Origin of the sequence: Paenibacillus sp. P3E (assembly GCF_001909045.1) — a bacterium.
GTDB classification, from domain to species: domain Bacteria; phylum Bacillota; class Bacilli; order Paenibacillales; family Paenibacillaceae; genus Paenibacillus_AQ; species Paenibacillus_AQ helianthi.
Genome location: NZ_LVWH01000165.1, coordinates 1 through 22,319, shown reverse-complemented (window position 1 = coordinate 22,319; position 22,319 = coordinate 1). Strand labels below are relative to the sequence as shown.

The 22,319-nt window shown below is 48.7% G+C and carries 19 protein-coding genes; all 19 read left to right on the top strand.

From position 1 onward, the window contains the following. Positions 1 to 10 precede the first annotated feature (10 nt). Positions 11 to 1,408, top strand: coding sequence for a F0F1 ATP synthase subunit beta (atpD, locus tag A3842_RS15175; RefSeq protein WP_074087320.1), 1,398 nt, complete (start codon positions 11 to 13; stop codon positions 1,406 to 1,408). Between the two features lie 59 nt (positions 1,409 to 1,467). Then, a complete protein-coding gene (locus tag A3842_RS15170) occupies positions 1,468 to 1,884 on the top strand; it encodes a F0F1 ATP synthase subunit epsilon (RefSeq protein ID WP_074087319.1) in 417 nt (138 codons plus the stop codon). 258 nt (positions 1,885 to 2,142) lie between these two features. Then, positions 2,143 to 2,400, top strand: coding sequence for a DUF1146 family protein (locus A3842_RS15165; RefSeq protein ID WP_074087318.1), 258 nt, complete (start codon positions 2,143 to 2,145; stop codon positions 2,398 to 2,400). 191 nt (positions 2,401 to 2,591) lie between these two features. Beyond that, positions 2,592 to 3,974, top strand: a complete 1,383-nt coding sequence (gene murA / locus A3842_RS15160; RefSeq protein ID WP_074087317.1) for a UDP-N-acetylglucosamine 1-carboxyvinyltransferase — start codon at positions 2,592 to 2,594, stop codon at positions 3,972 to 3,974. 218 nt (positions 3,975 to 4,192) lie between these two features. Further along, the gene (gene spoIID / locus A3842_RS15155; RefSeq protein WP_256701706.1) at positions 4,193 to 5,281 is read left to right on the top strand and encodes a stage II sporulation protein D; all 1,089 of its coding nucleotides are present in this window, start codon (positions 4,193 to 4,195) and stop codon (positions 5,279 to 5,281) included. A gap of 61 nt (positions 5,282 to 5,342) precedes the next feature. Further along, positions 5,343 to 6,086 (top strand): M23 family metallopeptidase, encoded by a 744-nt coding sequence (locus tag A3842_RS15150; RefSeq protein ID WP_074087315.1) that lies wholly within the window; start codon positions 5,343 to 5,345, stop codon positions 6,084 to 6,086. Between the two features lie 310 nt (positions 6,087 to 6,396). Beyond that, positions 6,397 to 6,684, top strand: a complete 288-nt coding sequence (gene spoIIID, locus A3842_RS15145) for a sporulation transcriptional regulator SpoIIID (protein ID WP_019915029.1) — start codon at positions 6,397 to 6,399, stop codon at positions 6,682 to 6,684. Between the two features lie 130 nt (positions 6,685 to 6,814). Next, a complete protein-coding gene (mreB, locus tag A3842_RS15140; protein ID WP_074087314.1) occupies positions 6,815 to 7,813 on the top strand; it encodes a rod shape-determining protein in 999 nt (332 codons plus the stop codon). 50 nt (positions 7,814 to 7,863) lie between these two features. Beyond that, positions 7,864 to 8,739, top strand: a complete 876-nt coding sequence (locus A3842_RS15135; protein WP_074087313.1) for a flagellar hook-basal body protein — start codon at positions 7,864 to 7,866, stop codon at positions 8,737 to 8,739. A gap of 17 nt (positions 8,740 to 8,756) precedes the next feature. Then, positions 8,757 to 9,572: a flagellar hook-basal body protein gene (locus A3842_RS15130; protein WP_074101954.1), complete on the top strand. Its 816-nt coding sequence runs from the start codon at positions 8,757 to 8,759 to the stop codon at positions 9,570 to 9,572. 8 nt (positions 9,573 to 9,580) lie between these two features. After that, positions 9,581 to 9,823 (top strand): DNA-directed RNA polymerase subunit beta, encoded by a 243-nt coding sequence (locus A3842_RS15125; RefSeq protein WP_074087311.1) that lies wholly within the window; start codon positions 9,581 to 9,583, stop codon positions 9,821 to 9,823. 282 nt (positions 9,824 to 10,105) lie between these two features. Next, positions 10,106 to 10,528, top strand: coding sequence for a 3-hydroxyacyl-ACP dehydratase FabZ (gene fabZ, locus A3842_RS15120; protein ID WP_074101953.1), 423 nt, complete (start codon positions 10,106 to 10,108; stop codon positions 10,526 to 10,528). Positions 10,529 to 10,576: 48 nt separating this feature from the next. Then, positions 10,577 to 12,295 (top strand): phospho-sugar mutase, encoded by a 1,719-nt coding sequence (locus tag A3842_RS15115; protein WP_074101952.1) that lies wholly within the window; start codon positions 10,577 to 10,579, stop codon positions 12,293 to 12,295. A gap of 115 nt (positions 12,296 to 12,410) precedes the next feature. After that, positions 12,411 to 14,447 carry a DUF5693 family protein gene (locus A3842_RS15110; protein WP_074101951.1) on the top strand — a complete coding sequence of 679 codons (2,037 nt, stop codon included), beginning with the start codon at positions 12,411 to 12,413 and terminating at the stop codon, positions 14,445 to 14,447. Further along, positions 14,423 to 15,559, top strand: coding sequence for a polysaccharide pyruvyl transferase CsaB (gene csaB, locus A3842_RS15105; RefSeq protein ID WP_074101950.1), 1,137 nt, complete (start codon positions 14,423 to 14,425; stop codon positions 15,557 to 15,559). The genes A3842_RS15110 and csaB overlap by 25 nt, the downstream gene beginning before the upstream one ends. 7 nt (positions 15,560 to 15,566) lie before the next feature. After that, entirely contained in the window at positions 15,567 to 16,322 is a 756-nt protein-coding gene (locus A3842_RS15100) for a WecB/TagA/CpsF family glycosyltransferase (protein WP_074101949.1), read from the top strand. A gap of 116 nt (positions 16,323 to 16,438) precedes the next feature. Continuing rightward, complete coding sequence (locus A3842_RS15095) at positions 16,439 to 17,566, top strand: glycosyltransferase family 4 protein (protein ID WP_074087305.1); 1,128 nt, start codon at positions 16,439 to 16,441, stop codon at positions 17,564 to 17,566. A gap of 165 nt (positions 17,567 to 17,731) precedes the next feature. Then, positions 17,732 to 21,685: an S-layer homology domain-containing protein gene (locus A3842_RS15090; protein WP_074101948.1), complete on the top strand. Its 3,954-nt coding sequence runs from the start codon at positions 17,732 to 17,734 to the stop codon at positions 21,683 to 21,685. 153 nt (positions 21,686 to 21,838) lie between these two features. Continuing rightward, positions 21,839 to 22,180 carry a hypothetical protein gene (locus A3842_RS15085; RefSeq protein WP_074087303.1) on the top strand — a complete coding sequence of 114 codons (342 nt, stop codon included), beginning with the start codon at positions 21,839 to 21,841 and terminating at the stop codon, positions 22,178 to 22,180. Positions 22,181 to 22,319 lie beyond the last annotated feature (139 nt).

Sequence of the window (22,319 nt, the reverse complement as noted above, 5' to 3'; positions counted from 1 at the left end):
AAATAATATAATGAACAAAGGACGCGTTGTAAGCATTATGGGTCCGGTTGTCGATATTGAATTTGAACGCGGCCAGCTGCCCGAGATTTTCAACGCTATCAAGATTGTAACCAGCCTGGCAAACGGCCGCACGATTGATTTGACCCTGGAAGTTTCCAATCACCTGGGTGACAATCTGGTGCGTTGTATTGCCATGTCTTCCACAGACGGTCTGGTTCGGGGCTTGGAAGCAGATGATCAGGGAGGGCCGATTTCGGTTCCGGTTGGCACAGCTACACTTGGACGGGTATTTAACGTACTGGGAAATCCAATTGATAACGGCGCCGAAGTGGTTGCGGAGAGAAATCCGATTCACCGCCTGGCTCCGACATTTGATGAACTGTCAACACAAGCTGAAATTCTGGAAACCGGGATCAAGGTTATCGACCTGCTGGCCCCTTACGCTAAAGGCGGTAAAATCGGCCTCTTCGGCGGTGCCGGTGTAGGTAAAACCGTAACGATTCAGGAACTGATCAACAACATTGCCCAGGAACACGGCGGGATTTCCGTATTCGCAGGCGTTGGCGAACGTACCCGTGAAGGTAATGACCTCTATCATGAAATGACCGATTCCGGCGTTATCAAGAAGACAGCAATGGTATTCGGACAAATGAATGAGCCGCCGGGCGCACGTCTTCGTGTAGCTCTGACCGGACTGACCATGGCGGAATATTTCCGTGATGTAGAAGGCCGCGACACGCTGCTCTTTATCGATAACATATTCCGCTTCACCCAGGCGGGTTCCGAAGTATCCGCATTGCTTGGCCGTATGCCTTCTGCCGTAGGTTACCAGCCTACTCTGGCAACAGAAATGGGCCAGCTGCAAGAGCGTATCACTTCCACCAAAAAAGGTTCGGTTACCTCCATTCAGGCGATCTACGTGCCGGCGGATGACTACACTGACCCTGCTCCGGCCACAGCGTTTGCCCACTTGGATGCAACTACCAACCTGGAGCGTAAGATCTCCGAAAAAGGTATCTTCCCGGCTGTAGACCCTCTGGCATCCAGTTCGCGTATGCTGGCTCCGGAAATTGTTGGTGAGGAGCATTATGACGTGGCACAGGGTGTTAAGCAGCTGCTGCAGCGTTATACCGAGCTTCAGGATATCATTGCCATCCTGGGTATGGATGAGCTCAGTGAAGAAGATAAAATCATTGTGTCCCGTGCCCGTAAGGTTGAACGGTTCTTGTCGCAGCCATTCCATGTAGCTGAACAATTCACCGGTTTCAAAGGCAAATACGTGCCTATCAAAGAAACCGTACGCAGCTTCAAAGAAATTCTGGAAGGCAAACATGATGATCTTCCGGAAGCAGCGTTCCTGTTCGTAGGAACAATCGAAGAAGCAGTTGAAAAAGCGAAAACGATGTAACCCTGAACTATGGCTTTCGATGCGAGCTTGATTTCGTAAAGCTCTGAGGAGGAATGAAAGTGAATACCTTTCTGTTGGAAATTGTCACGCCGGAGCATCTTGTCTACTCCAAGCAGGTTATCAGCTTGACTGTAAAGGGTGCCGATGGTGATCTGGGTATTTTACCGGGACACATTCCGCTTGTAACTCCACTTCAGGTTGCTCCAATGTTCATCAAGGCGGATGGTGCTACAGTTACTATCGCTGTTCATGGCGGGTTCGTGGAAGTGCATAAAGACAAGGTGACCGTTCTGGCCGAAAGTGCTGAGCTGCCTACGGAAATCGATGTTGAACGCGCTGAAGCGGCGAAGGAGCGCGCACAGCGCCGCCTTCAGGCCCGCAGCAAACAGGATGAAATTGACCACCGCCGTGCGGAGCTGGCGCTTCAGCGCGCCGTTACACGGATCAAAGTGTCCACCAGAAAAGGACAACAATAGCAATTACGGTCAAGCCTGTGGCTTGGCCGTTTTTTTGCAGATATAGAAAGTTTCAGTTGTCCTTTTCCCCGCTTAAACAGTTCGTTCTGGCGGATAGCCGCCAAAGTCGTTCTTGTTGGGAAAGTGAATATCTCGTAAACATTACAGCTTACATTGTCTGAAATGTTTAAAAATTCGTAAAAGTACTGGATTCTTTTCCCCTACGCAAGTATGATATAAGAGTCGATTTCCGAGTAACCTAATACACAGGGGGCTAACATGGATACAGGGCTATATGATGAGTTGTCAAGCTCAATCGGCAGCAGTGGTTTGGTTTCTATGGTCATATCTTTATTTTGTGTTGCAATATCTTGGTGGGCACTTCAGAACCTTAAGCTCGATTTGGTCATAAGATATCCCAAGAGCCCTCAGGCAAGACTGCTGCATTTATTGCTGGCTATCGTATTGGGACACTTTGTGGCTGGGTTCCTGCTGGATTATCTGGGCTGGAGCGGGCAGATTCGCAACATGTTTTAACAAGAGGTGCTTTGGTTATATCTCTGTTAGGCCAAAGCCGTGAAAAAAGTGTCGAATAATACGGTTTTATTATGTCAACACTGATGTTTAAGGAGCGTGCCCGCACCTCGGGCGCAGGTCAGGGAATGGTAATATAAGAATTTCATACTAAGCCTTAATTTAAGAAATAATGGACGCGGAGGGAAACCGAAATGAGCAAATTTATCGTCCGCGGTGGCAACAGATTGACCGGGAGCGTGAAAGTTAGCGGCGCAAAAAATTCCGTACTACCGATCATAGCCGCCTCTCTATTGGCAGAAGAAGGAGTCAGCGTCATTGTGGACGCACCTCCGCTAGACGATGTAATGACAATCAGCAAAGTATTGGAATCTCTGGGTGCGGGTGTTACATACCAGAACGATATCATTGAGGTTGATGCCAGAAATCTTACTTCCTGTGAAGCACCATACGAATGGGTGCGGAAAATGCGGGCTTCTTTTTTGGTAATGGGCCCTCTTTTGTCCCGACTGGGTCATACACGTATTTCCTTGCCAGGCGGCTGCGCCATCGGTACAAGACCGATCGACCAGCACTTAAAAGGCTTTGAGGCGCTTGGTGCCGAAATTAGTCTGGGCCAGGGTTACATTGAAGCGAAAATAAACGGACGGTTGCGCGGGGCCAAGGTATATCTGGATGTAGCCAGCGTCGGCGCGACCGAAAACATAATGATGGCGGCAGCACTCGCCGAAGGCGTAACTGTAATTGAGAATGCGGCAAAAGAGCCGGAAATTGTGGACTTGGCTAACTATCTGAACGGGATGGGCGGTATCGTGCGCGGTGCGGGCACCGGAGTCATTCGCATTGAAGGCGTAGAACGCATGCACGGCGTCAGACACCATGTTATTCCTGACCGTATTGAAGCAGGTACCTATATGGCGGCGGCTGCGATTACAGGGGGCGATGTCTACGTGGAAGGCGCAATTGCAGACCACCTCGGTCCTGTGATTGCCAAGATGGAAGAGATGGGCGTGACGATTATCCCGGATGAGAACGGTGTTCGTGTTATCAGCGACAAGCCTCTCAAGGCTGTGGATTTGAAGACATTGCCGTATCCGGGTTTCCCAACCGACATGCAATCACAAATGATGGCGTTATTGCTTCGTTCGGAAGGCACGAGTGTTGTGACCGAAACGGTATTTGAGAACCGGTTCATGCATGTGGATGAATTCCACAATATGAATGCTGAGATTAAGATAGAAGGACGTTCCGCGATCGTAACCGGCAATGCAGAATTGGTCGGAGCCAAAGTAACCGCTACAGACCTGCGTGCAGGCGCTGCACTGATTTTGGCAGGACTGGTTGCAGAAGGCACGACAGAAGTTAGCGGAACCCATCATATCGATCGTGGATATGTACATCTGGCTGAGAAACTGTCGGGACTTGGTGCGGACATATGGCGGATTTCCATGGAAGAGTCAGAAGCGGCTGCTACGGCTGTGAAGGAAGAGGTTGCTAAACCGGGAGCTTCTAGAAGCGAATCCTTCAAAAGCGAAGAGGTTAAGCCCCGCTTTCAGGTTCAGCCAACCTGGGTATAATCACAATTCATAGCTCTTCAAGACCACCTCTATTTGCAGGTGGTCTTTTTTCGTTGATCTCTCTTTCTCTTAGAATATCGTTCTAGCAGTTGCACGTAATTCATATCTATAAGAATCAACGGTGACTGACGGAAGGAGACATAGAGATGAAAGATTACCGCTATCTGCTGCGGCGTAAAATCAAACCCCCGCGCCGTATCCTGCGCGCGCGGCGCACGATGCCCCGGCTAAGGCGGCTGGCCCCCGCCGCCTGGCTCGCAGCGCCCCTGCTGGCGGGGCTGCTGCTGCCGATGGCCGTTGTCCTGCTGCGCGGGGGACAACCAGTGCCCCCGGCTGTGCCGCAGCAGGTCACAGCCTCCCCGGCGAGGCCGGGTCCGGCAGCGGAGGAAGCCCCGCAGCCGAAGGTCGCTGTCTATTTGTCGCGCAGCAGACAAATAGAGACATTGCCGCTGGAGGACTACGTCAGCGGCGTGGTTGCGGCCGAGATGCCGGCGGACTTTGAGCTGGAGGCGCTCAAAGCGCAAGCCGTCGCGGCGCGCACCTTTATTGTCCGCCGCCTGCGGGCCGGCGACAGCAGTGGCGTGCCCGTTCCGGGCGCGAATGTGACGGATACGGTAAGCCATCAGGCTTACGTATCCCGGGCCGCACTGGAACGGGAGTGGACGCTCGGCGGCAAGAGCGCCGGGCTGGCCAAGATCCGCCGCGCGGTCCGGGAGACGCGCGGAGTGGTGATGACCTATCAAGGACAGCCGATCACCGCGTCCTTCTTCGCCTCCAGCGGAGGCTTTACCGAAAATTCCGAAGACTACTGGAATGCGGCTGTACCTTACCTTCGTAGTGTGGCCAGCCCATGGGATCAGGAAATCACGCCGAATCTGGCGGTGACATATACGTTCACGACTTCCGAACTGATACAGAAGCTAGGGATTGCAGATAGGGCCATTCCGGCTTCCGGCCATCTCGCTGCTTCTTCCCTGGCAAGACCTGTCTCCTCCTCCTCCTCGAGCCTGCCTGCGGAAGTGCTGTCCCTGACAGCGGGGCACCGGGTCAAGAAAATTTCTATCGCCGGCACGGTGTTCACCGGACGGGAGGTTCGCGAAAAGCTGGGGCTGCGCTCCAGCCAGTTCACCTGGAAGCGGCAGGGCGGAAAAGTAGCGATTACAACCTATGGCAACGGACATGGTGTCGGTATGAGCCAGTGGGGGGCGAACGGGATGGCGAAGGAGGGGAGCACCGCTACGCAAATTCTCAAACACTATTATAGCGGCGTCTCTTTTAACCAAGTCTCAACTCTCCTGAAAAAATAACTTGAAAGATACGTATAAAAGCGAAGCGCCCGGTAACACTGGTTACTGAGGTGATAAGCATATGAATGAACAAGACAAAAACAAAACAAACCATGATGAATCTCTCAAAAATAAGCAGGGAGATTCAGGCGCTCAGCCTTCTTCATGGAACAGACTGTTGTCCAAACGGTGGGTATTTCCGGCAGTCTACACGGCGGCAGCGGCAATTATACTAACCTTGGTGTGGGTCTATCAGGACGCAGGCCAGAAGCCGCTGAATCCAGACACCGCCGCGGTTGTTTCACAGGAAGCCGGAGGTACAGGTACTGAGGCAGGCGCCACCAAGAATGACCCTGCTGCACTGGAAGTTGTTGCTTCCGCAGAAACCCTGGCCTGGCCGGTAGCCAGTCCGGCAGATGTAGAAGTGGTTAAGCCGTTCTATGACGAAAATGGAACCGAAGAGAATCATGTGGCGGCCATGGTGCAATATAATGACACCTTCGTGCCTAACGTAGGTATTGACATCGCCCGTGAGGACAATCAGTCTTTTGATGTCAAAGCCGCACTCAGCGGTAAAGTCACCCGGGTAGAAGACGTTGCCGTATTCGGTAAAGTGGTTGAGGTCACCAGCGCAGGTAATTTGAAGACCGTCTACCAAAGCCTCGGCGACGCCAAGGTGAAGCAGGGGGACGAAGTGAAGCAGGGCGACACGCTGGCAACAGCAGGACGCAGTGAGATCGAGAAGAATCTTGGCAACCATGTTCACTTTGAAGTGTACGAGGATGGCAAGGTAGTTAACCCGTCGGATTTGCTGCCAAAGCGCTAAGTTTGAGAACTCTGCAGGGGGCCTTGGGCCTCCTGTTTTTTTGTAAACATAAGCAATAATAAGTTTCACGCTATATATGATCCTTATATTTCTTGCTGAAACGGATACCGTCCTTATAAAGACGGCGAAGCCGTTTCCATCTGTCTTGGAGAATCACATTTTGAAGCCATACCGCCGCAAGCAAGGGCTTATTTAGGTTGTCCAGGAAATAAAATGAGCCTTCCGGAGCTTGTCACGTCCTGAAAGCGTGAATATATAGGCCCGCCCCTCATATAATGTACCAAACTATCCACAGTTGGGAGGCGGGAGCGTGCACGATTACATCAAGGAACGTACGATCAAAATCGGACGCTGCATCGTGGAAACCAGGCACACGGTCCGGACCATAGCCAAAGAATTTGGCGTATCAAAGAGCACGGTGCATAAAGATTTAACGGAGCGTTTGCCGGAGATCAACCCTGATCTGGCCGATCAGGTGAAGCACATTCTCGAATATCACAAATCGATTCGTCATCTTCGGGGGGGAGAAGCCACAAAAATTAAATATAAAAAAACGACAGGGAAAAAGCGCGAGGTTGCCGTAGCCTCAAAGCCATAAGATTTTCGGAAATTTAAGGGATAATTCAGTTTTATTTCATTGTATCCTTCCCCTAAAGTATGGTATTTTTAAATTTGGGACTAACTAACTATTTTCTCATTTAAAATAACACTTTGGGGGCTCTTTCATTATGCTTAGCAAGGATATCGGAATCGATCTCGGCACGGCCAATGTGCTCATTCATGTCAAGGGAAGGGGAGTCGTTCTGGATGAACCCTCCGTGGTCACGCTCGAAAGTGATACGAAGAGAGTCCTTGCGGTAGGCGAACAAGCGCGGCGCATGGTAGGCCGTACACCGGGAAATATTATTACGATCCGTCCTCTCCGGGATGGGGTTATTGCGGATTTTGCGATTACGGAAATGATGCTGAAGTATTTCATTGACCGCGTAGGTGGCCGCTCCTGGTATGCAAGGCCACGTATTTTGATCTGCGCCCCCACAAATATTACCTCCGTTGAACAGAAATCGATCCGGGAAGCGGCGGAACGCAGCGGGGCCAAGGAAGTTTTTATGGAAGAAGAGCCCAAAGCCGCAGCGATCGGTGCGGGTATGGATATTTATCAGCCAAGTGGAAATATGGTCGTCGATATTGGCGGCGGAACGACGGATGTAGCCGTGTTGTCCATGGGCGACGTCGTCACCGCCTCCTCGATCAAAGTTGCAGGGGACAAGTTCGACGAGGCCATTTTAAGATATATTAAACAGAAGTACAAGCTGCTGATCGGCGAACGCACGGCAGAAGATATCAAGGTAACCATCGGCTCCGTCCGTCCGGGCGGTATGAAATCTGAAATGGATATTCGCGGGCGGGATATGGTAAGCGGACTTCCCCAGACGCTGACCATTTCTTCCGGTGAGGTTAAGGAAGCACTGTGGGATCCGGTTTCCTCCATCGTAGCTGCTGCCAAATCGGTTTTGGAGCGCACACCGCCAGAACTGTCAGCAGACATTATTGACCGCGGTGTCGTATTGACCGGCGGAGGCGCATTGCTTAACGGATTGGACGAGCTGCTCTCTGAGGAACTGCATGTTCCAGTCTGGGTGGCGGAGGATCCCATGCATTGTGTGGTTAAGGGTACCGGGATTATGCTTGATCAATTGGACAAGAATGTTAAGAAAAAATTCTAGGCTGCCGATAATATAAGTTAACAGCACAATCAGGAAGGGGACTCACCCTCATGCTTAGAGGATTATATACGGCCGCTGCCGGAATGGTAACGCAGCAGCGCAGACATGATACGGCAGTGCAGAACATTGCCAATTTGAACACAACGGGGTACAAGCAGGTAGACAGTGTCAGCCATGCTTTTCCTGAGGTACTTATTTCCGCAATGAGCGGCGGCATCGTCAAACCCGTTGGTAAAATGAATACAGGCGTGTTTGCCGAACAATCTGTCTCCCAATATTTGCAGGGGGATCTCATTGAAAGCGGCAAGCCGGCCGATTTCGCATTATCTACGGATCTGCAGGTGGCAGACCCGGCTACAGGCGGCAATATTAATTTTGACGGCTCGGGCAAGTATATAACCCCTCAAGGCGAGGTTATCTACCGGCCACAGGCTTTTTTTACGGTACAGGATAATGACGGTAATAATCTATATACACGAAACGGGAGCTTCAGAGTAGGACCGACTGGGGAGGTGCTTAGCGCGGGCGGCTTCAAAGTGCTCGACAGCAACGGCAAACCGCTCATCTTGACAGGTCCGCAAGACAATCTTAAAGTAGACGGACAGGGCAATCTACTTGACCCTGTAACAGGGCGCCCTTCTGGAACCAAAATAGGCATCAGTGTAGTTACCAGACCCCAGGAACTGGTTCGTGACGGGAACGGTGTTTTCCATGCAGATGATGTTAAGAATGCGGAGATCCGCTTCGCTAATGGCACAGACAATCTGCAGGTACGGCAGAGGTATCTTGAGAATTCCAATGTTGATGCGACCAAGATGACTGTAGATATGAATGCAGCTTACCGGGCGTACGAAGCAAATCAGAAGGTTGTCCAGTATTATGACAGCAGCTTGCAAAAAGCTGTAAATGAAGTTGGCAGAGTCTAGGACAGGAGGAGTAACCAATGAATAACTCGACAATAGGCGCATCCGTCTCAATGTCCAGTCTCCAGCAGCGTTTGGATATTATTGCTGACAATATCGCCAATATATATACTGAGGGATATAAGAGCAAAGAAGGCTCCTTTGAGGATGTTCTGACCCGGGTTCAGCAGCAGTCCAAGGATTATGATCAGCCGGGCCGAAGCACACCGCTTGGTTTTAATATCGGATTTGGGGTCCGGGTACCTATGGTGACAACCAACTGGGAGGAAGGCCCTCTCAAGGAGACTGGGAACCCAACCGATCTGGCCATTCAAGGCAATGGGTTATTTGGAGTTCAGGTGAACGGTGCTACAGCCTACACACGCCAAGGGGATTTTCACTTTGTACCGGACACCGCTAATCCTGCTAATATGATGCTGGTGGATAACACTGGTAACCCTGTGCTTAATACGCAAGGTAAGCCATTAACTGTACCGGCTAATGTAAAAGCCGCTATTGATGAGAGCGGACGGGTGCTGACCAAGACGGATGAGAATGCGCCAGCTAAGGTAGCTGGAACTATAATGATTGTAGAGCCTCTCAGCAAGAGTGCACTTCAGGCGGTTGACGGGAATTTCTATATGCTTGCTGACGGAGTTACCACACAGCAGGCTTTTAAAGCGGCGGGATTGCCTTCGACGGTAGGCGTAAGGTCTGGGTATCTGGAGCAGTCCAACGTGGATGTAAGTAAGGAAATGACGGAAATGATGCAGATTCAGCGCACTTACCAGCTCGCCTCCCGGGCACTATCCTCCAGTGATCAAATGCAAGGCCTGGCTAATAACATGCGCGGGTAGGTGAAGGAATGGCTCGTCAGATCAATGGTAAGCCGGAATCAACCGAAGATGAACATCAGCAGCAACCTGTAAAGCGCCGGGGGATCTCCAAATGGACGATTGTTCAATGGTTTCTAATTCCGGTACTGCTGATAGCAGCACTGTCCGGTGGCTTGGTGACCGGTTACGTTGTCCTCGGTAAAAAGGATTTCAGCGATGTGCTTCAGTGGAGCACCTGGAAGCATGTTTACGATTTAGTGTTTGCGCCATAAATAAGCATAAATATTCACACTCCCTTGTTGTACAGGGGAGTTTTCTTTTTTATACTGGAAAATGTATAATGATGGAGGCCCCTGAGACAAAAAGGGCCCTCTCCGCCATGTGTGGTGGAGAAAGCCCCTTATCTCAACCTCCACTGCTGCAGGTGGTGAAGGATATTATAATATTTCCCGATGCTGCCCATATTTATGCAGTACCGTGAAGAATAAAACAAAACGCTGCAGCGGCAGACAGTGTAGAAGATGCGGTTTATATCCGAAAGGAGCTTTGTATCCATGATGAATATCAATGAAATTCAAGAAATAATCCCCCACCGGCCCCCATTTCTGCTGGTGGACAAAATTACCGAAATAGAGATGGGCAAGCGGGCAGTCGGCATCAAGAATGTTACAGTGAGCGAACCTTTTTTTGCAGGCCATTTCCCCGGATTTCCGGTTATGCCAGGTGTACTGATCACTGAAGCGCTCGCTCAGGTAGGTGCTGTAGCGATTCTTGGCGTGGAAGCCAACAAAGGGAAAATCGGTTTTCTGGCAGGCTTGGACGGATTCCGTTTCCGTGGTCAGGTTGTTCCGGGAGACACGCTTGAGCTGGAAGTGGAGATTACACGCCTTAAGGGCAGCATAGGTAAAGGTCAAGCTACAGCGAGAGTGGATGGCAAAGTGGTTGCGTCCGGTGAAATAATGTTCGCACTCAGCTAAGACCTGTTATAAAATCATATATCATAAATGGAGAAGGAGAGATTTGATATGACTCAACTAAGCCCTAAGGCCGCAGAGACCCTATCACGCTGGCTGCAGGACCCATCCGTTGACGAGAACACCAAGGCGGAACTGAAGGCACTCGAGAATGAGCCGCAGGAACTGGAAGAACGCTTTTACAGAGACCTGGAGTTCGGTACGGGCGGTTTGCGCGGAGTTATCGGAGCAGGCAGCAACCGGATTAACCGGTACACGGTAGGCAGAGCGACTCAAGGCTTCGCCAATTATATTCTTGAACAGCACACTGGTGAAGGCAGACCTTCTGTGGTAATTGCGCACGACTCCCGCCGCTTCTCGCCGGAGTTCACCCTTGAGGCAGCGCTGGTACTGGCCGGAAACGGTATTGAGACTCATCTGTTCACATCTCTTCGCTCTACGCCGCAGCTGTCTTTTACTGTGCGTCATCTGAAGGCTACTGGAGGCATAGTGATTACTGCAAGCCACAATCCTCCGGAGTACAATGGCTACAAAGTATATAATGCCGAAGGTGGACAACTTGTTCCTCATGAGGCTGAAAAAGTCATCTCCTACATCATGGAAGTGGACTCCTTTAATGGTGTAAAACGCATGTCCCAAGAAGAGGCAGAGGCTGGAGGGCTGCTTCACTGGCTAGGTGAGCAAGAAGATGAAGCATTCACTGATACGGTGGCGGCTGTCAGTGTGGCCCGTGATGAGATTGCAACCAAGCTGGGACGTGATTTCAAAATTGTATACACACCGCTTCATGGGACAGGCAATCTGCCGGTCCGCAGTGTACTGAACAAAATTGGTTTCACTGAGGTGCATGTGGTGCCCGAGCAGGAGCAGCCGGATTCGGAATTCTCCACAGTGAAATCACCTAATCCTGAAGAACGGGAAGCTTTCACTCTTGCGATAAAGCTTGGTGAGGAGCTCGGCGCAGATCTGCTGATTGGTACAGATCCGGACGCAGACCGCATGGGCGCTGTCGTACGCGACAATGAAGGGAAGTTCGTCGTTCTCTCCGGCAACCAGTCTGGAGCCCTCATGATTCATTACTATTTGAGCCGTCTGCAAGAACAGGGCAAGCTGCCAAGCAATGGAGCAGTCGTTAAGACCATAGTAACGAGTGAAATGGGTGCAGCTGTTGCTGAGCATTATGGGGCTACTGTATTTAATACCCTTACCGGGTTCAAATATATCGGTGAAAAAATGACCCAGTTCCAGCAGTCCGGTGAATATACCTACCTGTTCGGCTATGAAGAGAGCTATGGATACCTTGCCGGCAATTATGCCCGTGACAAGGATGCCGTGCTTGCTTCCATGCTGATTGCTGAAGCGGGTGCATATTACAAAGCTCAGGGCAAGACGCTATATGATGTACTTCAGGAGCTCTACGAACAGTTCGGCTATTTCCTGGAGAGCCTGGAATCACGTACTTTGAAGGGCAAAGACGGTGTGGCGCAGATTCAGGGGATTATGAATGACTGGCGCAGCAATCCACCGAAGGAGATCGTCGGTGCGGCTGTAAGCGAGGTGCTGGATTATTCACTGGGACTAAACGGACTCCCTAAAGAAAACGTTCTAAAGTATTTGCTGTCTGACGGTTCATGGTTCTGCTTGCGTCCATCGGGCACAGAGCCGAAGATTAAAGTGTATTTTGCAGTACGCGGAGAATCGCTGCAGAACGCAAAAGATAAGGTTGCTAAGCTTACAGAACAGGTTATGTCCCGTGTCGACGGGAAATAAATAATAGAAAAACAGGATTCAAGCGAAACGGATACCGGTCCTCTAAGGATGCGCATCCGTTTCTGCTTGAAATTAGCCTTGAACAGGCTTTAAGTGAAAGAGGAGGTACTTTGGAGTGCAGCAGAAATGGCAACGTTGGAACATCGCTTCACGGAAGTGGTTGTGGATAATAGTGGTGATTGGTGTGCTTGCCGCATTGCCTGTCGTCTATGATCGTCTGCAGACGGAGAAATCTTCCAAGACTGTTGAATTTGTTTTTGATTATCGTGACTTAGTGGAAGTGGCCAGCTACCGGGCGAATCCGCAGGACTATATTTCCCAGCAGCTTGACCGTTTGAAGGCTGCCGGAGTAGGCAGTATGGCTATTTACGAGAACACGCTGGAAGATTACCGCAAAGCCCGCCGGGTGATGATATGGGGAGCGGCGGATATTGCCAACCTCATGAACACCGTGATTCCGGAGAATGAGAACTATACATATGTTCTCTTTACCAGCCCGGAGAACAGTGAGGCCCTTGCACCTATCATCCGTGATGGTTTTAGCGGCATGGATATAGCTACTGAGGATTGGAGCTTCCGCGGGCAACATGGACTTATTATCAAAACTCCGCTGGAGGATGCTACATTAAAGCCGTTGCAACCAGACCCTTTTACTCTGGAGATGCTGCATGACAAAGGGTTTAATATCGTACCTCGGCTTGTGGATTCCCTGCCATACAATGAGGCTGCTGTCACCAAACTGCTGGATCGATACCAGGAGCTCGGTGTCAAACGTCTGCTTTTTGAAGGCGAGTCTGTTAAAGGATTTAACGATGATGCTGATTTGAAGAGTATTACTGCGTTTGCTGATCTTCTTAAAGATCGGGGAATGGGGATTGCTGCTATTGAGAATATCAAAGCACAGCAAAAAGGCTTCAACAAACTAGCGTATCTGCTGGATTACAATGTAACCCGTCTGTACTCGCTCAGTGAAGGGGATTCGGCCCTTTCTCCGGAAACGATTGCCGACCGCTTTGCACTTGCCACAAAGGACCGGAACATCCGTATGATTTACCTCAATACGATTCCATCACGTGACACCTCCAAGGCGCAGATCAAAGACACTTTGGATAATCTCATTACAAGCCTCAGTGAGCCTGGGGGCGCGGTGGAAAAAATCAAGAGCAACGGATTTACTTTGGGACAAGCCACTGCCTTTGATGTTGTGGATTCCTCTTTCCAGCGGTATTTCAAATTAGTTGCTGTGATAGGTGCATTGGCGATGGTAGCTCTTTTGGTCTCTTATTTTATACCATGGCTTACGTTGCCTGCTTGGGCCCTTGGTCTTGTGGGGAGCGCCGGGCTTATGCTGCTGAAACCGGAATTGTTCGAACAGGCTTTAGCGCTTGCAGTAGCGATTAGCGCACCGACTGTTGCAACCATACTGGCGATTCGCAAAATTAATGAAATGGGTCCTCCGCTTAGGACTAATCCATTGACTTTTGTGGTTATGACACCGCAGCGCCGCCTGACCCACAGTCTGGTACTCTATATCAAAACTGCTTTGATCTCCCTGAGTGCCGTGCCGTTTGTCATCGCGCTGCTGAACAATATCACCTATAGTCTCGTGCTCAACCAGTTCCGTGGTGTCAGTCTGCTGCATCTGGCGCCAATTGCGCTGATTGCTGTATATGTGCTGCTGTATCGTGGAGAATTCGTTCTGAGCAAGACCGGTAAGCTTCTGCGGACGCCGATTACCTTAGCTTGGGTGATAGCTGCCGGTGTGCTTGGAATTATGGGAATGTACTATCTGAGCCGGACCGGAAATAACGGCAATGTAAGCTCTCTGGAAATGTCTTTCCGTAACTTCCTTGAGAATGCAGTCGGGGTCCGTCCGCGCAACAAGGAATTCCTGCTCGCTCATCCGCTGTTTATCCTTGGGGCTTTTATGGCCTATAAATACCGGAATGCCGCTTTTATCATGATCATTGCTGTTATCGGCCAGCTCTCCATGGTTGATACCTTTGCCCATATTCACTCTCCAGTTCTTATTTCACTGGTTCGTGGACTTCTGGGACTTGGTCTGGGCCTGATTATCGGTCTGATCGCGGTAGGGGTATGGCAGCTTGTAGAAGGGTGTTGGAAACGATGGTCGCCGCTCCTCAGAAAATAATCATCTCGGGTTATTACGGTTTCCGAAACAGTGGAGATGAAGCGGTGCTGCAGTCCATCCTTACTGCACTGCAGAAACATTCCCTGGCGACGGGGCTAGCTATCGACCCTGTTGTACTATCGATAGATCCCGAATGGACGACAGCAACCTATGGCGTAAAGTCTGTACACCGCATGAAGCTGGGAGAGGTGCGAAGCGCAATTGCCGGAAGCTCAGGATTGATCAGTGGGGGAGGCAGCTTGCTGCAGGATGTGACCGGAAGTAAAAGTATCCCGTACTACCTTGGTATCATCAAGCTGGCACAATGGATGGGTAAACCGACCTTTATTTATGCTCAGGGAATTGGCCCGGTCAATCGTAAGCTCTTTCACCCGTTAATCAAATCGGTTTTCCGCAAATGCAGCTATATCTCTGTACGGGATGAGCAGTCGCGTGAGTTGCTGCAGTCCATGGGATTAGACTGGAATAAGATAGAAGTGGTTCCTGACCCGGTGATGGGCTTAAGCCTTCCGGAAGATCAAGTACCAAGCAGCAAAGGAGCTCTTTCACCGCAGGCAGTTCAGACTGTTGGGATTTCGGTACGCTTCTGGGAACAATCCCGGGGAGAGCTGGATGCAATCGCCGACGGGTTGCTGAAGGCCTGCAAGCAGACTCCGCTTCATCTTAGGTTTCTGCCTTTCCACCATCCAGCTGATAATGAAGCATCGCGGTATATCATGCACAAGCTGGAGCAAGAAATCTCCCAGTATGGTGGAGTGGTCAGTATCAGTGAGGATGCACAGCATCCGCAGCAAATGCTGCGGGAGGTAGGGGAATGTGATGTTCTAATCGGAATGCGTCTGCACAGCTTGATTTATGCTGCAGGCAGACGGGTGCCTCTCATTGGCATATCATATGATCCGAAGATTGATCATTTTCTGGAACGGGTTGGCTGCCAGCCTATTGGAACGACGTCTTCACTGGATAGCGGCAAGCTGGCTGCGGAAGTGCTACAGCTTTTATCAGCAACGGATGAGTGGAAGCTTAATCGTGAGCCGCTTATTGCTTCACTAGTGCAGGAGGCAGAGGCGCCAGCCCGGCAAATTGTTGAATATTTCCGCCGTAAAGGGTGATTGATACATGAAAGCAGACAGTAGGATCCCCACGGTGCCGATTTATGGTATCCGGGTATCCAAAATTGATATGAAAGCCACCGTTTCCTATTTGACCGATGCCGTCCAAAAACGTGAGCCGCATCAGGTCATTACAGCCAATCCAATCATGGTAATGATGGCATTGGAGAATCCGGCGTATATGGAAATTATGAAATCAGCCGAACTGGTGGTTCCCGATGGAACAGGTGTCGTGTGGGCTGCGGAATACTGCAAACAGCCCGTAGCTGAGCGCGTAGCAGGGTTTGATCTGTTACATGAATTGCTGCACCGAGGAGAAAGCTACAATTGGAAGGTATATCTGTTGGGTTCTACACCCGAGGTGATTCGCGAGACGGCCTCCCGGTTACAAACTCAGTATCCTGGTATCATCATCGCGGGCTATCACGACGGCTTTTTCGGTCCCGATGCGGATGAGGAGATTATTAGTGGAATCGTCAAAGCTCAGCCTGACCTGCTTTTTGTCGCCAGAGGAGCAGATAGTCAGGAGCCCTGGATCGCCAAATACAAAACCCGGCTGAACATCCCGGTCATGATGGGTGTCGGCGGAAGCTTTGATGTGATCTCCGGCAAGAGCCGCAGGGCGCCAAAAGCCTTCCAAAAACTTCGTGCGGAGTGGTTATATCGCCTTCTTAAGGAGCCAACCCGCTACAAAAGAATGCTTGCGCTGCCGAAATTCGCAGTAAAAGTGCTACGTGAGAAAGATAAAGTGACAAAAGTCTAGAGAAATGCGGTTATTTAGTACAAAAATCCGTTCAACAGCCTAAAAACGGAATTGGAATTTGTTTTACGTTCAGCGTATAATTCAATGCGGTAGAGAAATGGAGGTCGACTGGTCAAATGTTAATCATATACATCGCCGGATTCATTGTGTGCATGGGACTTGCACTGCTTTTGACACCACTGGTGAAGAAATTCGCAATTAAGATTGGTGCCACGGATGTGCCGAATGCCCGTAAAGTGCATACTAAGATCATGCCCCGTCTCGGTGGACTAGGTATTTTTCTGGCGTTTGTGTTAGGTCTGCTTGCCGTATTACCGCTTATTCCTTATGATTTTACTCCGCGGGAGGTAAGTTTCATCAAAGCGCTGCTCTCGGGCGGCGGACTGATCGTTCTTATCGGTGCACTGGATGACCGGTTCGAGCTTTCGGCAAAGGTGAAACTGTTAGGCCAGATAGCCGCAGCGTGCATCGTTGTTTTTGGATTTGGGATTACCGTTGATTTCGTAAACATTCCATTTAATAATACGTATTCCTCGCTGGAAAGCTGGATTGCCATTCCGCTGACCATTTTCTGGATCGTCGGGGTAACGAACGCCGTTAACCTGATCGATGGGTTGGACGGGCTTGCTGCCGGGGTTTCCGGTATCGCGATCGCTACTATTGCTGTCATGGCGTTTTTGATGGGCAATACGATGGTTGCACTGCTTTGCCTGCTTCTGCTGGGCAGTATTTTGGGTTTCTTGTTCTTTAACTTTCATCCTGCCAAAATTTTTATGGGTGATACAGGCTCACTGTTCCTGGGCTTCTGCCTGGCGCTTCTTGCCTTGCTGGGATTCAAACAGATTGCGGTTGTTTCCTTTATTACACCACTGTTGATCATCGGAGTTCCGCTGTCGGATACGTTTTTTGCAATCGTCCGCCGGAAGCTGCAGAAGAAGCCGATCTTCGCTCCGGACAAAGGTCATTTGCATCACTGCCTGCGCGAGCTCGGCTTCAGCCACAGACAGACAGTATTGATTATATATGGGATTGCCGCATTCTTTGGGGTACTGGCTGTGATCCAAACATCTGCGTCCCTATATGAAGCCAACTGGGTAACCTTCGTCGTAATTTGCGTGATGCTCTTCTTCCTGCAGATCGGCGCGGAGATCACGGGTGTCATCAGCAAGACCAAACGTCCTTTAATTGACTTCCTGCTAAGAATGCGAATGAAGGTCAGTCCGGAGCGCGGTTCCAAGTCATAAAGGCATTAAATACGGAAATATGCAATTATATTCCTTTAATTTACAAAGCTCATCCTTTTTAGGATGAGCTTTTTTATTGTATTCCTAAAAAATTCTGCCACTATAACCGATAAAGAACAAAGTGAAGGATATCGAGAACATATACTCAAAGGAGAGATATAACACATGTTACGCTTTAAGAGACCATTCGTTTGGCTGCTGCTCGCGGCTCTAATCGTTTCCATGTTTCCAGGCAAATACACGCCGCAAGCAGCGGCAGCAACTACTGCGACCACGACCTACTTCAGTCCGGATGATCTCACGCTGCGGAATACAGCAAAACTTGACCAGACAGCTGCCACTGGTTCTTTGACTGAAATTACCAGGAATACAGTATATAAGACAAGCACCCCTAACTTCTCCATCACGGGTACCTATGCACAGGTAACAGCTTCCACTATGAAAGTTACTGTGCAACAGATGACGCAGAGTGGGGGAAAGTGGGTTACCGATGATACGCATACCACTACTGGTGCGGTAACTACAGACACATTAAACCCTGATAACCGGTTCATTGCAAGTGGCCTCACCCTTTTTACAGGATATAATAAAGTCACTTTCTCAGGGATGCAAGGCTCGTTGACACGCTCCGAATCGTTTTATGTTCTCTATGATAAGGTCCCTTACATTTCTTCTCTCCAAGTGCTTGGAGGAGGACCTACAGCCATTAATTTAAATGAAGGTACAAAGGTTGTTGTACCTAACCAGCAGATTACGCTCCAAGGTAATGTAACGAATGCAACCAAGGTAGGCGTATCTCTCAACGGGGGTTCCTCCCTGCAAACCTCACTTCTTGAGGATGGAACCTTCTTTACACCAGCTCTAACTTTGAAATCCGGAGAGAATACGCTGGACATTGTTGTGCAGAATGCAGCCGACTCGATTTCAATTAAACGTTCGGTGTATTACTTTGACACTAATAAGCCTTTTACCGATTTACTAATCACTCACGGAGATTCAACGCTGGCCACACCCGTTTATAAAGCTTATAATATTTTGGATAACATCCCTACCCTAACCGCTCAAGATACCACAGCCAAGATTATGGGGCAGGTACTTTTGCCTTACAATGCTAGCACCAAGTCTTTTGAAGCGGATCATGAAGTGAAGATTAATGATCAGATCGTTCCAATCGACGTACTGGATTCCTATACGGTTGCCGCAGACGGTACATTTAGTACAAAGCCGAGTGCATCACCACAGAAAGAAATCATTATCCCGGCTCCGGATGGCGTGACACCTCAATATCGCCTGATCACATTCCAGACTACAAACCCATTCACGATTACTGCGGGAACTTCTAACGTAATCGTTGGTATTAAGTACGGAACTTACACTACATCGGTCAAAGAAACCTATAAGTTCTTGTCGGGCGAGAACGTCATTACAGATATGTACTATCTTTCAGGGTATAAGGAAAGTACAGGTACCATTGATGCTACAACCTTATCGAAGCTTCCTTTAAACGGAGCTCAAGTTGAAACGCCTGACTTTTTCATTATGGTGAAGTCAAGCGCAGCACCTTCAACTTTACTGGGTTCTTACCTTCCCTTGGGTGCATCGTTGAAGCTAGTGCTACAGTCTAACCTTACTAACCTAGGTACTAATGAGGCTGTCTATAAAGTCGTTGGCTTCTCCAACGGACAGCAGAAGGTGAAATTTCAATTTTCAGGTTCGCAATCCTTCTATAATGCAGATATTGCTTATGTTTCTAAGAACTATATTTATGTAGCTAACTTAAATGATGGTCAGACCTACACATTTAGTTCGGCTAGCAATGCAAACACGATGTTGGTATCAGGTGAATATATCGGGTTCGAAAATATCAGCAATGCCCAATTTTTCGTCAACGGAACTTCAAATGACAAACTTGTTCCGGCGCTTCAGTCTACTGATAAATTCGATCCGAAGAGTGACCCGAAATTCTCATTTGTATTGAACATTGCAGCTGCGGGACCACTTGTATATGGAGAGAATAAAATTGTATTCACCGGGACATCCATGGACAATGTGGGGAATAAGAGAGAAATCCGCAAAGAACTGAAAATCTATATTGTAGATACCAATGTTTCTAACCTGTCGCAATTCCACCCTAAGCTACCTAAAGGGAGAGCTGCGCTCAGCCATACGGATATAAAGGACTATACGGATAAAGAGCTTAACGATATTCTTGGTTTGACTTCTGAGTTCATCTATAAGGACGAAAAGTATGTTACAAGTCAAACCAGCTACGATTTGGTACTCAGAGGTGGAGCGGCGACCAAACTTAACCTGTACCAAGGTTCTGAGTTGTTCCTTTCCCTGGATAATAATATCCTAGGTACATCCTCAGCCAAAGCAGGTCCAACAAATTTCACTTATAGAGGAAAGACTTACTACTATGATTTTGTAGGTAGCAGCAAGGATTTCATTCTCCGGATCATGGATATTCCGGCAGAAACCGCAGGAAGCATTGTATATAACCTGGAATTAATCAATGAAACTGGTGCCCGCACGAATCAACGTATGGAAGTGGAACGCGAAGTTTCTCCATACCGTATTTTGTCTCCAGTAGAAACAGTCGGAAAACAGATCGTCGTCAATAAAAACTTTGTCCGTTTTGATATTGAAGCTGAAGGGGCAACTAAGGTTTTAGTTGATAAGTTTGTAGCTGTTCCACGCACAGATTTGCCGAACAGATTTACGCTGGATTATGTAGGTTTGAAGCCAGATAAGGCTACTACAATTAAAATTCAGATTGTCCGTGCTGCGGCAACCATTAATGATACAATCACTGTCTATTACGCTAGTGCCGTTCAAGTAGACACGCAATTTATGGCTGAAAAGGTTGCTGCTAAGTATAGCGTGTTTAACAAAGGACTGGAGCTTTCGTTTCCAAAGGGCACACTAATGAAAGGCAACACCAGTTCCGGTGCAGCAAAATACTATCCTGATACCAAGCTGCTATTCGGAATTGCAGATCCGGTAGACGGTGTGGTTGAACGTAAAAATGATTATGGTAACACGATCAACGTAGATGCAGATGCACGTACCCCAGGAGGCCAAAGCACATTGCTGATTCCTTCCGATTTGGTTTTGCGTTTTAACTCTACAGTAGAAACCAATAACTTTTCACGGGTTTCCGACATTTACTGGATCAGTGGAGGTCTTGGAGAAAAGGGAACTAAGGGCACTGCACTCTATAAACCGGCTACAAATGGTATTGCGCCATACTCGGTAGAAGGTAACTTCACACAAATTGAAGCCGAACGAAAAATTGTTCCTACACAGCGTGGAGATCTGACCCTGACATTTAGTCCTAATATTGTGGATGAAGTTGGGTCAACAATAACAGTGTACCGTTATACGGATTCGGGACAATGGGAAAACATTGGCGGTGAGGTCGATACGAAGAAACACACGATCACCGTGCCTTTTGATCAGTTCGGATATTATACAGTAATGAAACTCCGTCGTGGATATACAGACATCACGAATCATCCATGGGCAAGAAACCTTTTGAACGGGCTATACTCCAAAGGTATTATGAAAAATCTTAGATTCGACCAATTTGGAGCGGATGATACGACTACGCGTGGTGAATTTGCCACCTTGCTGGTAAAAGGGTTGAATATCCCTCTTAGCTACAATAACAGCCAGCAAACCTTCTTTGATATTGTGCCGGAGGCAGTTTCGACAACATGGGACTTCAAACATATTGAGACCGCGGCCAGAGCAGGGATCGTAACAGGCTTAAGTGATGGATTCTTTGGCCCGGATCAGCCGCTAACAAGAGAACAGGCCGCAGTAATGATTGCAAGAGCCTTGAAGCTTAAAATGGCCCTCAACGATGCCAAGCTGCTGACCACCCTTACCAAATCATTTGTAGATTCGGGAAGTATGGATTTTTACTCCAGACCAGCCATTGACGCGGTGTCGAAAGCTAAAATCATGGAAGGCAGTGCAGTGACGATTACGGGTCAAACCAAACCGGTATATAATTTCAATCCGAAGGGCAAGCTGACAAGAGCGGAAGCCGGAAAGATTGCTGTGGCACTCTTTCAGAAGAGCACAAGCATCTTCCCAAAAACCTTCAATTAATGTAGGAATAGAACGACAGGTCCGCGAAAACTGTTCGCGGGCCTGTTCTTTTGTAATGGAAAATATCTGCCATCGACATTAACTTTGTAATCTGTATCGTTTTACGTTACAATAACTTAGAAAATAATATTTTCTGAAAGGTGAAAGCCATCGATGAAACCGATTTTATCAAAAGCACAGCTAGACTACATGAAAGCAAAGAATGCGTTTGAGAATAGAGCAAAAGTTATGGAAAAGGAAATTGCCGCAAAACGTGCATTGCAGGAGATAACGCAAGAGGTTATGGAAGAGCTTGTACAGGCTACAGGATTCCATGACGCATACAATGATCTTGTCTCTGCAGAGAATGCTCTAATTGAATGGTCGCATACTACAATCAAACATGAGAAGACCTACCGCGAAAATCGCGGGGCAATTGATGCAATGTACGAGAACGTAAACGCCAGCCCTGAGAAACGTCAAGAATTGATTCAACTATCAATGAAGATTCGTTAGACTATAGCTATAGAGAAAGCGCCTAGATGGGCGCTTTTTGTTTGCTCTTATTATCAAAGAATGGTTTGAAATAGGATAATTATGTTTATTTACTTAACAAATATTGCTTAATGACGTTTTAAAAGTCTCTATGCTATAC

Bases quoted from the DNA above. Each gene is read 5' to 3' on its own strand.
- A3842_RS15165 (WP_074087318.1), top strand. From the start codon at position 2,143: ATGGATACAGGGCTATATGATGAGTTGTCAAGCTCAATCGGCAGCAGT.
- A3842_RS15125 (WP_074087311.1), top strand. From the start codon at position 9,581: ATGGCTCGTCAGATCAATGGTAAGCCGGAATCAACCGAAGATGAACAT.
- A3842_RS15100 (WP_074101949.1), top strand. From the start codon at position 15,567: ATGAAAGCAGACAGTAGGATCCCCACGGTGCCGATTTATGGTATCCGG.
- atpD (WP_074087320.1), top strand. From the start codon at position 11: ATGAACAAAGGACGCGTTGTAAGCATTATGGGTCCGGTTGTCGATATT.
- fabZ (WP_074101953.1), top strand. From the start codon at position 10,106: ATGATGAATATCAATGAAATTCAAGAAATAATCCCCCACCGGCCCCCA.
- A3842_RS15135 (WP_074087313.1), top strand. From the start codon at position 7,864: ATGCTTAGAGGATTATATACGGCCGCTGCCGGAATGGTAACGCAGCAG.
- A3842_RS15085 (WP_074087303.1), top strand. From the start codon at position 21,839: ATGAAACCGATTTTATCAAAAGCACAGCTAGACTACATGAAAGCAAAG.
- A3842_RS15090 (WP_074101948.1), top strand. From the start codon at position 17,732: ATGTTACGCTTTAAGAGACCATTCGTTTGGCTGCTGCTCGCGGCTCTA.
- A3842_RS15095 (WP_074087305.1), top strand. From the start codon at position 16,439: ATGTTAATCATATACATCGCCGGATTCATTGTGTGCATGGGACTTGCA.
- A3842_RS15115 (WP_074101952.1), top strand. From the start codon at position 10,577: ATGACTCAACTAAGCCCTAAGGCCGCAGAGACCCTATCACGCTGGCTG.
- spoIID (WP_256701706.1), top strand. From the start codon at position 4,193: ATGCCCCGGCTAAGGCGGCTGGCCCCCGCCGCCTGGCTCGCAGCGCCC.
- mreB (WP_074087314.1), top strand. From the start codon at position 6,815: ATGCTTAGCAAGGATATCGGAATCGATCTCGGCACGGCCAATGTGCTC.
- csaB (WP_074101950.1), top strand. From the start codon at position 14,423: ATGGTCGCCGCTCCTCAGAAAATAATCATCTCGGGTTATTACGGTTTC.
- A3842_RS15150 (WP_074087315.1), top strand. From the start codon at position 5,343: ATGAATGAACAAGACAAAAACAAAACAAACCATGATGAATCTCTCAAA.
- murA (WP_074087317.1), top strand. From the start codon at position 2,592: ATGAGCAAATTTATCGTCCGCGGTGGCAACAGATTGACCGGGAGCGTG.
- A3842_RS15130 (WP_074101954.1), top strand. From the start codon at position 8,757: ATGAATAACTCGACAATAGGCGCATCCGTCTCAATGTCCAGTCTCCAG.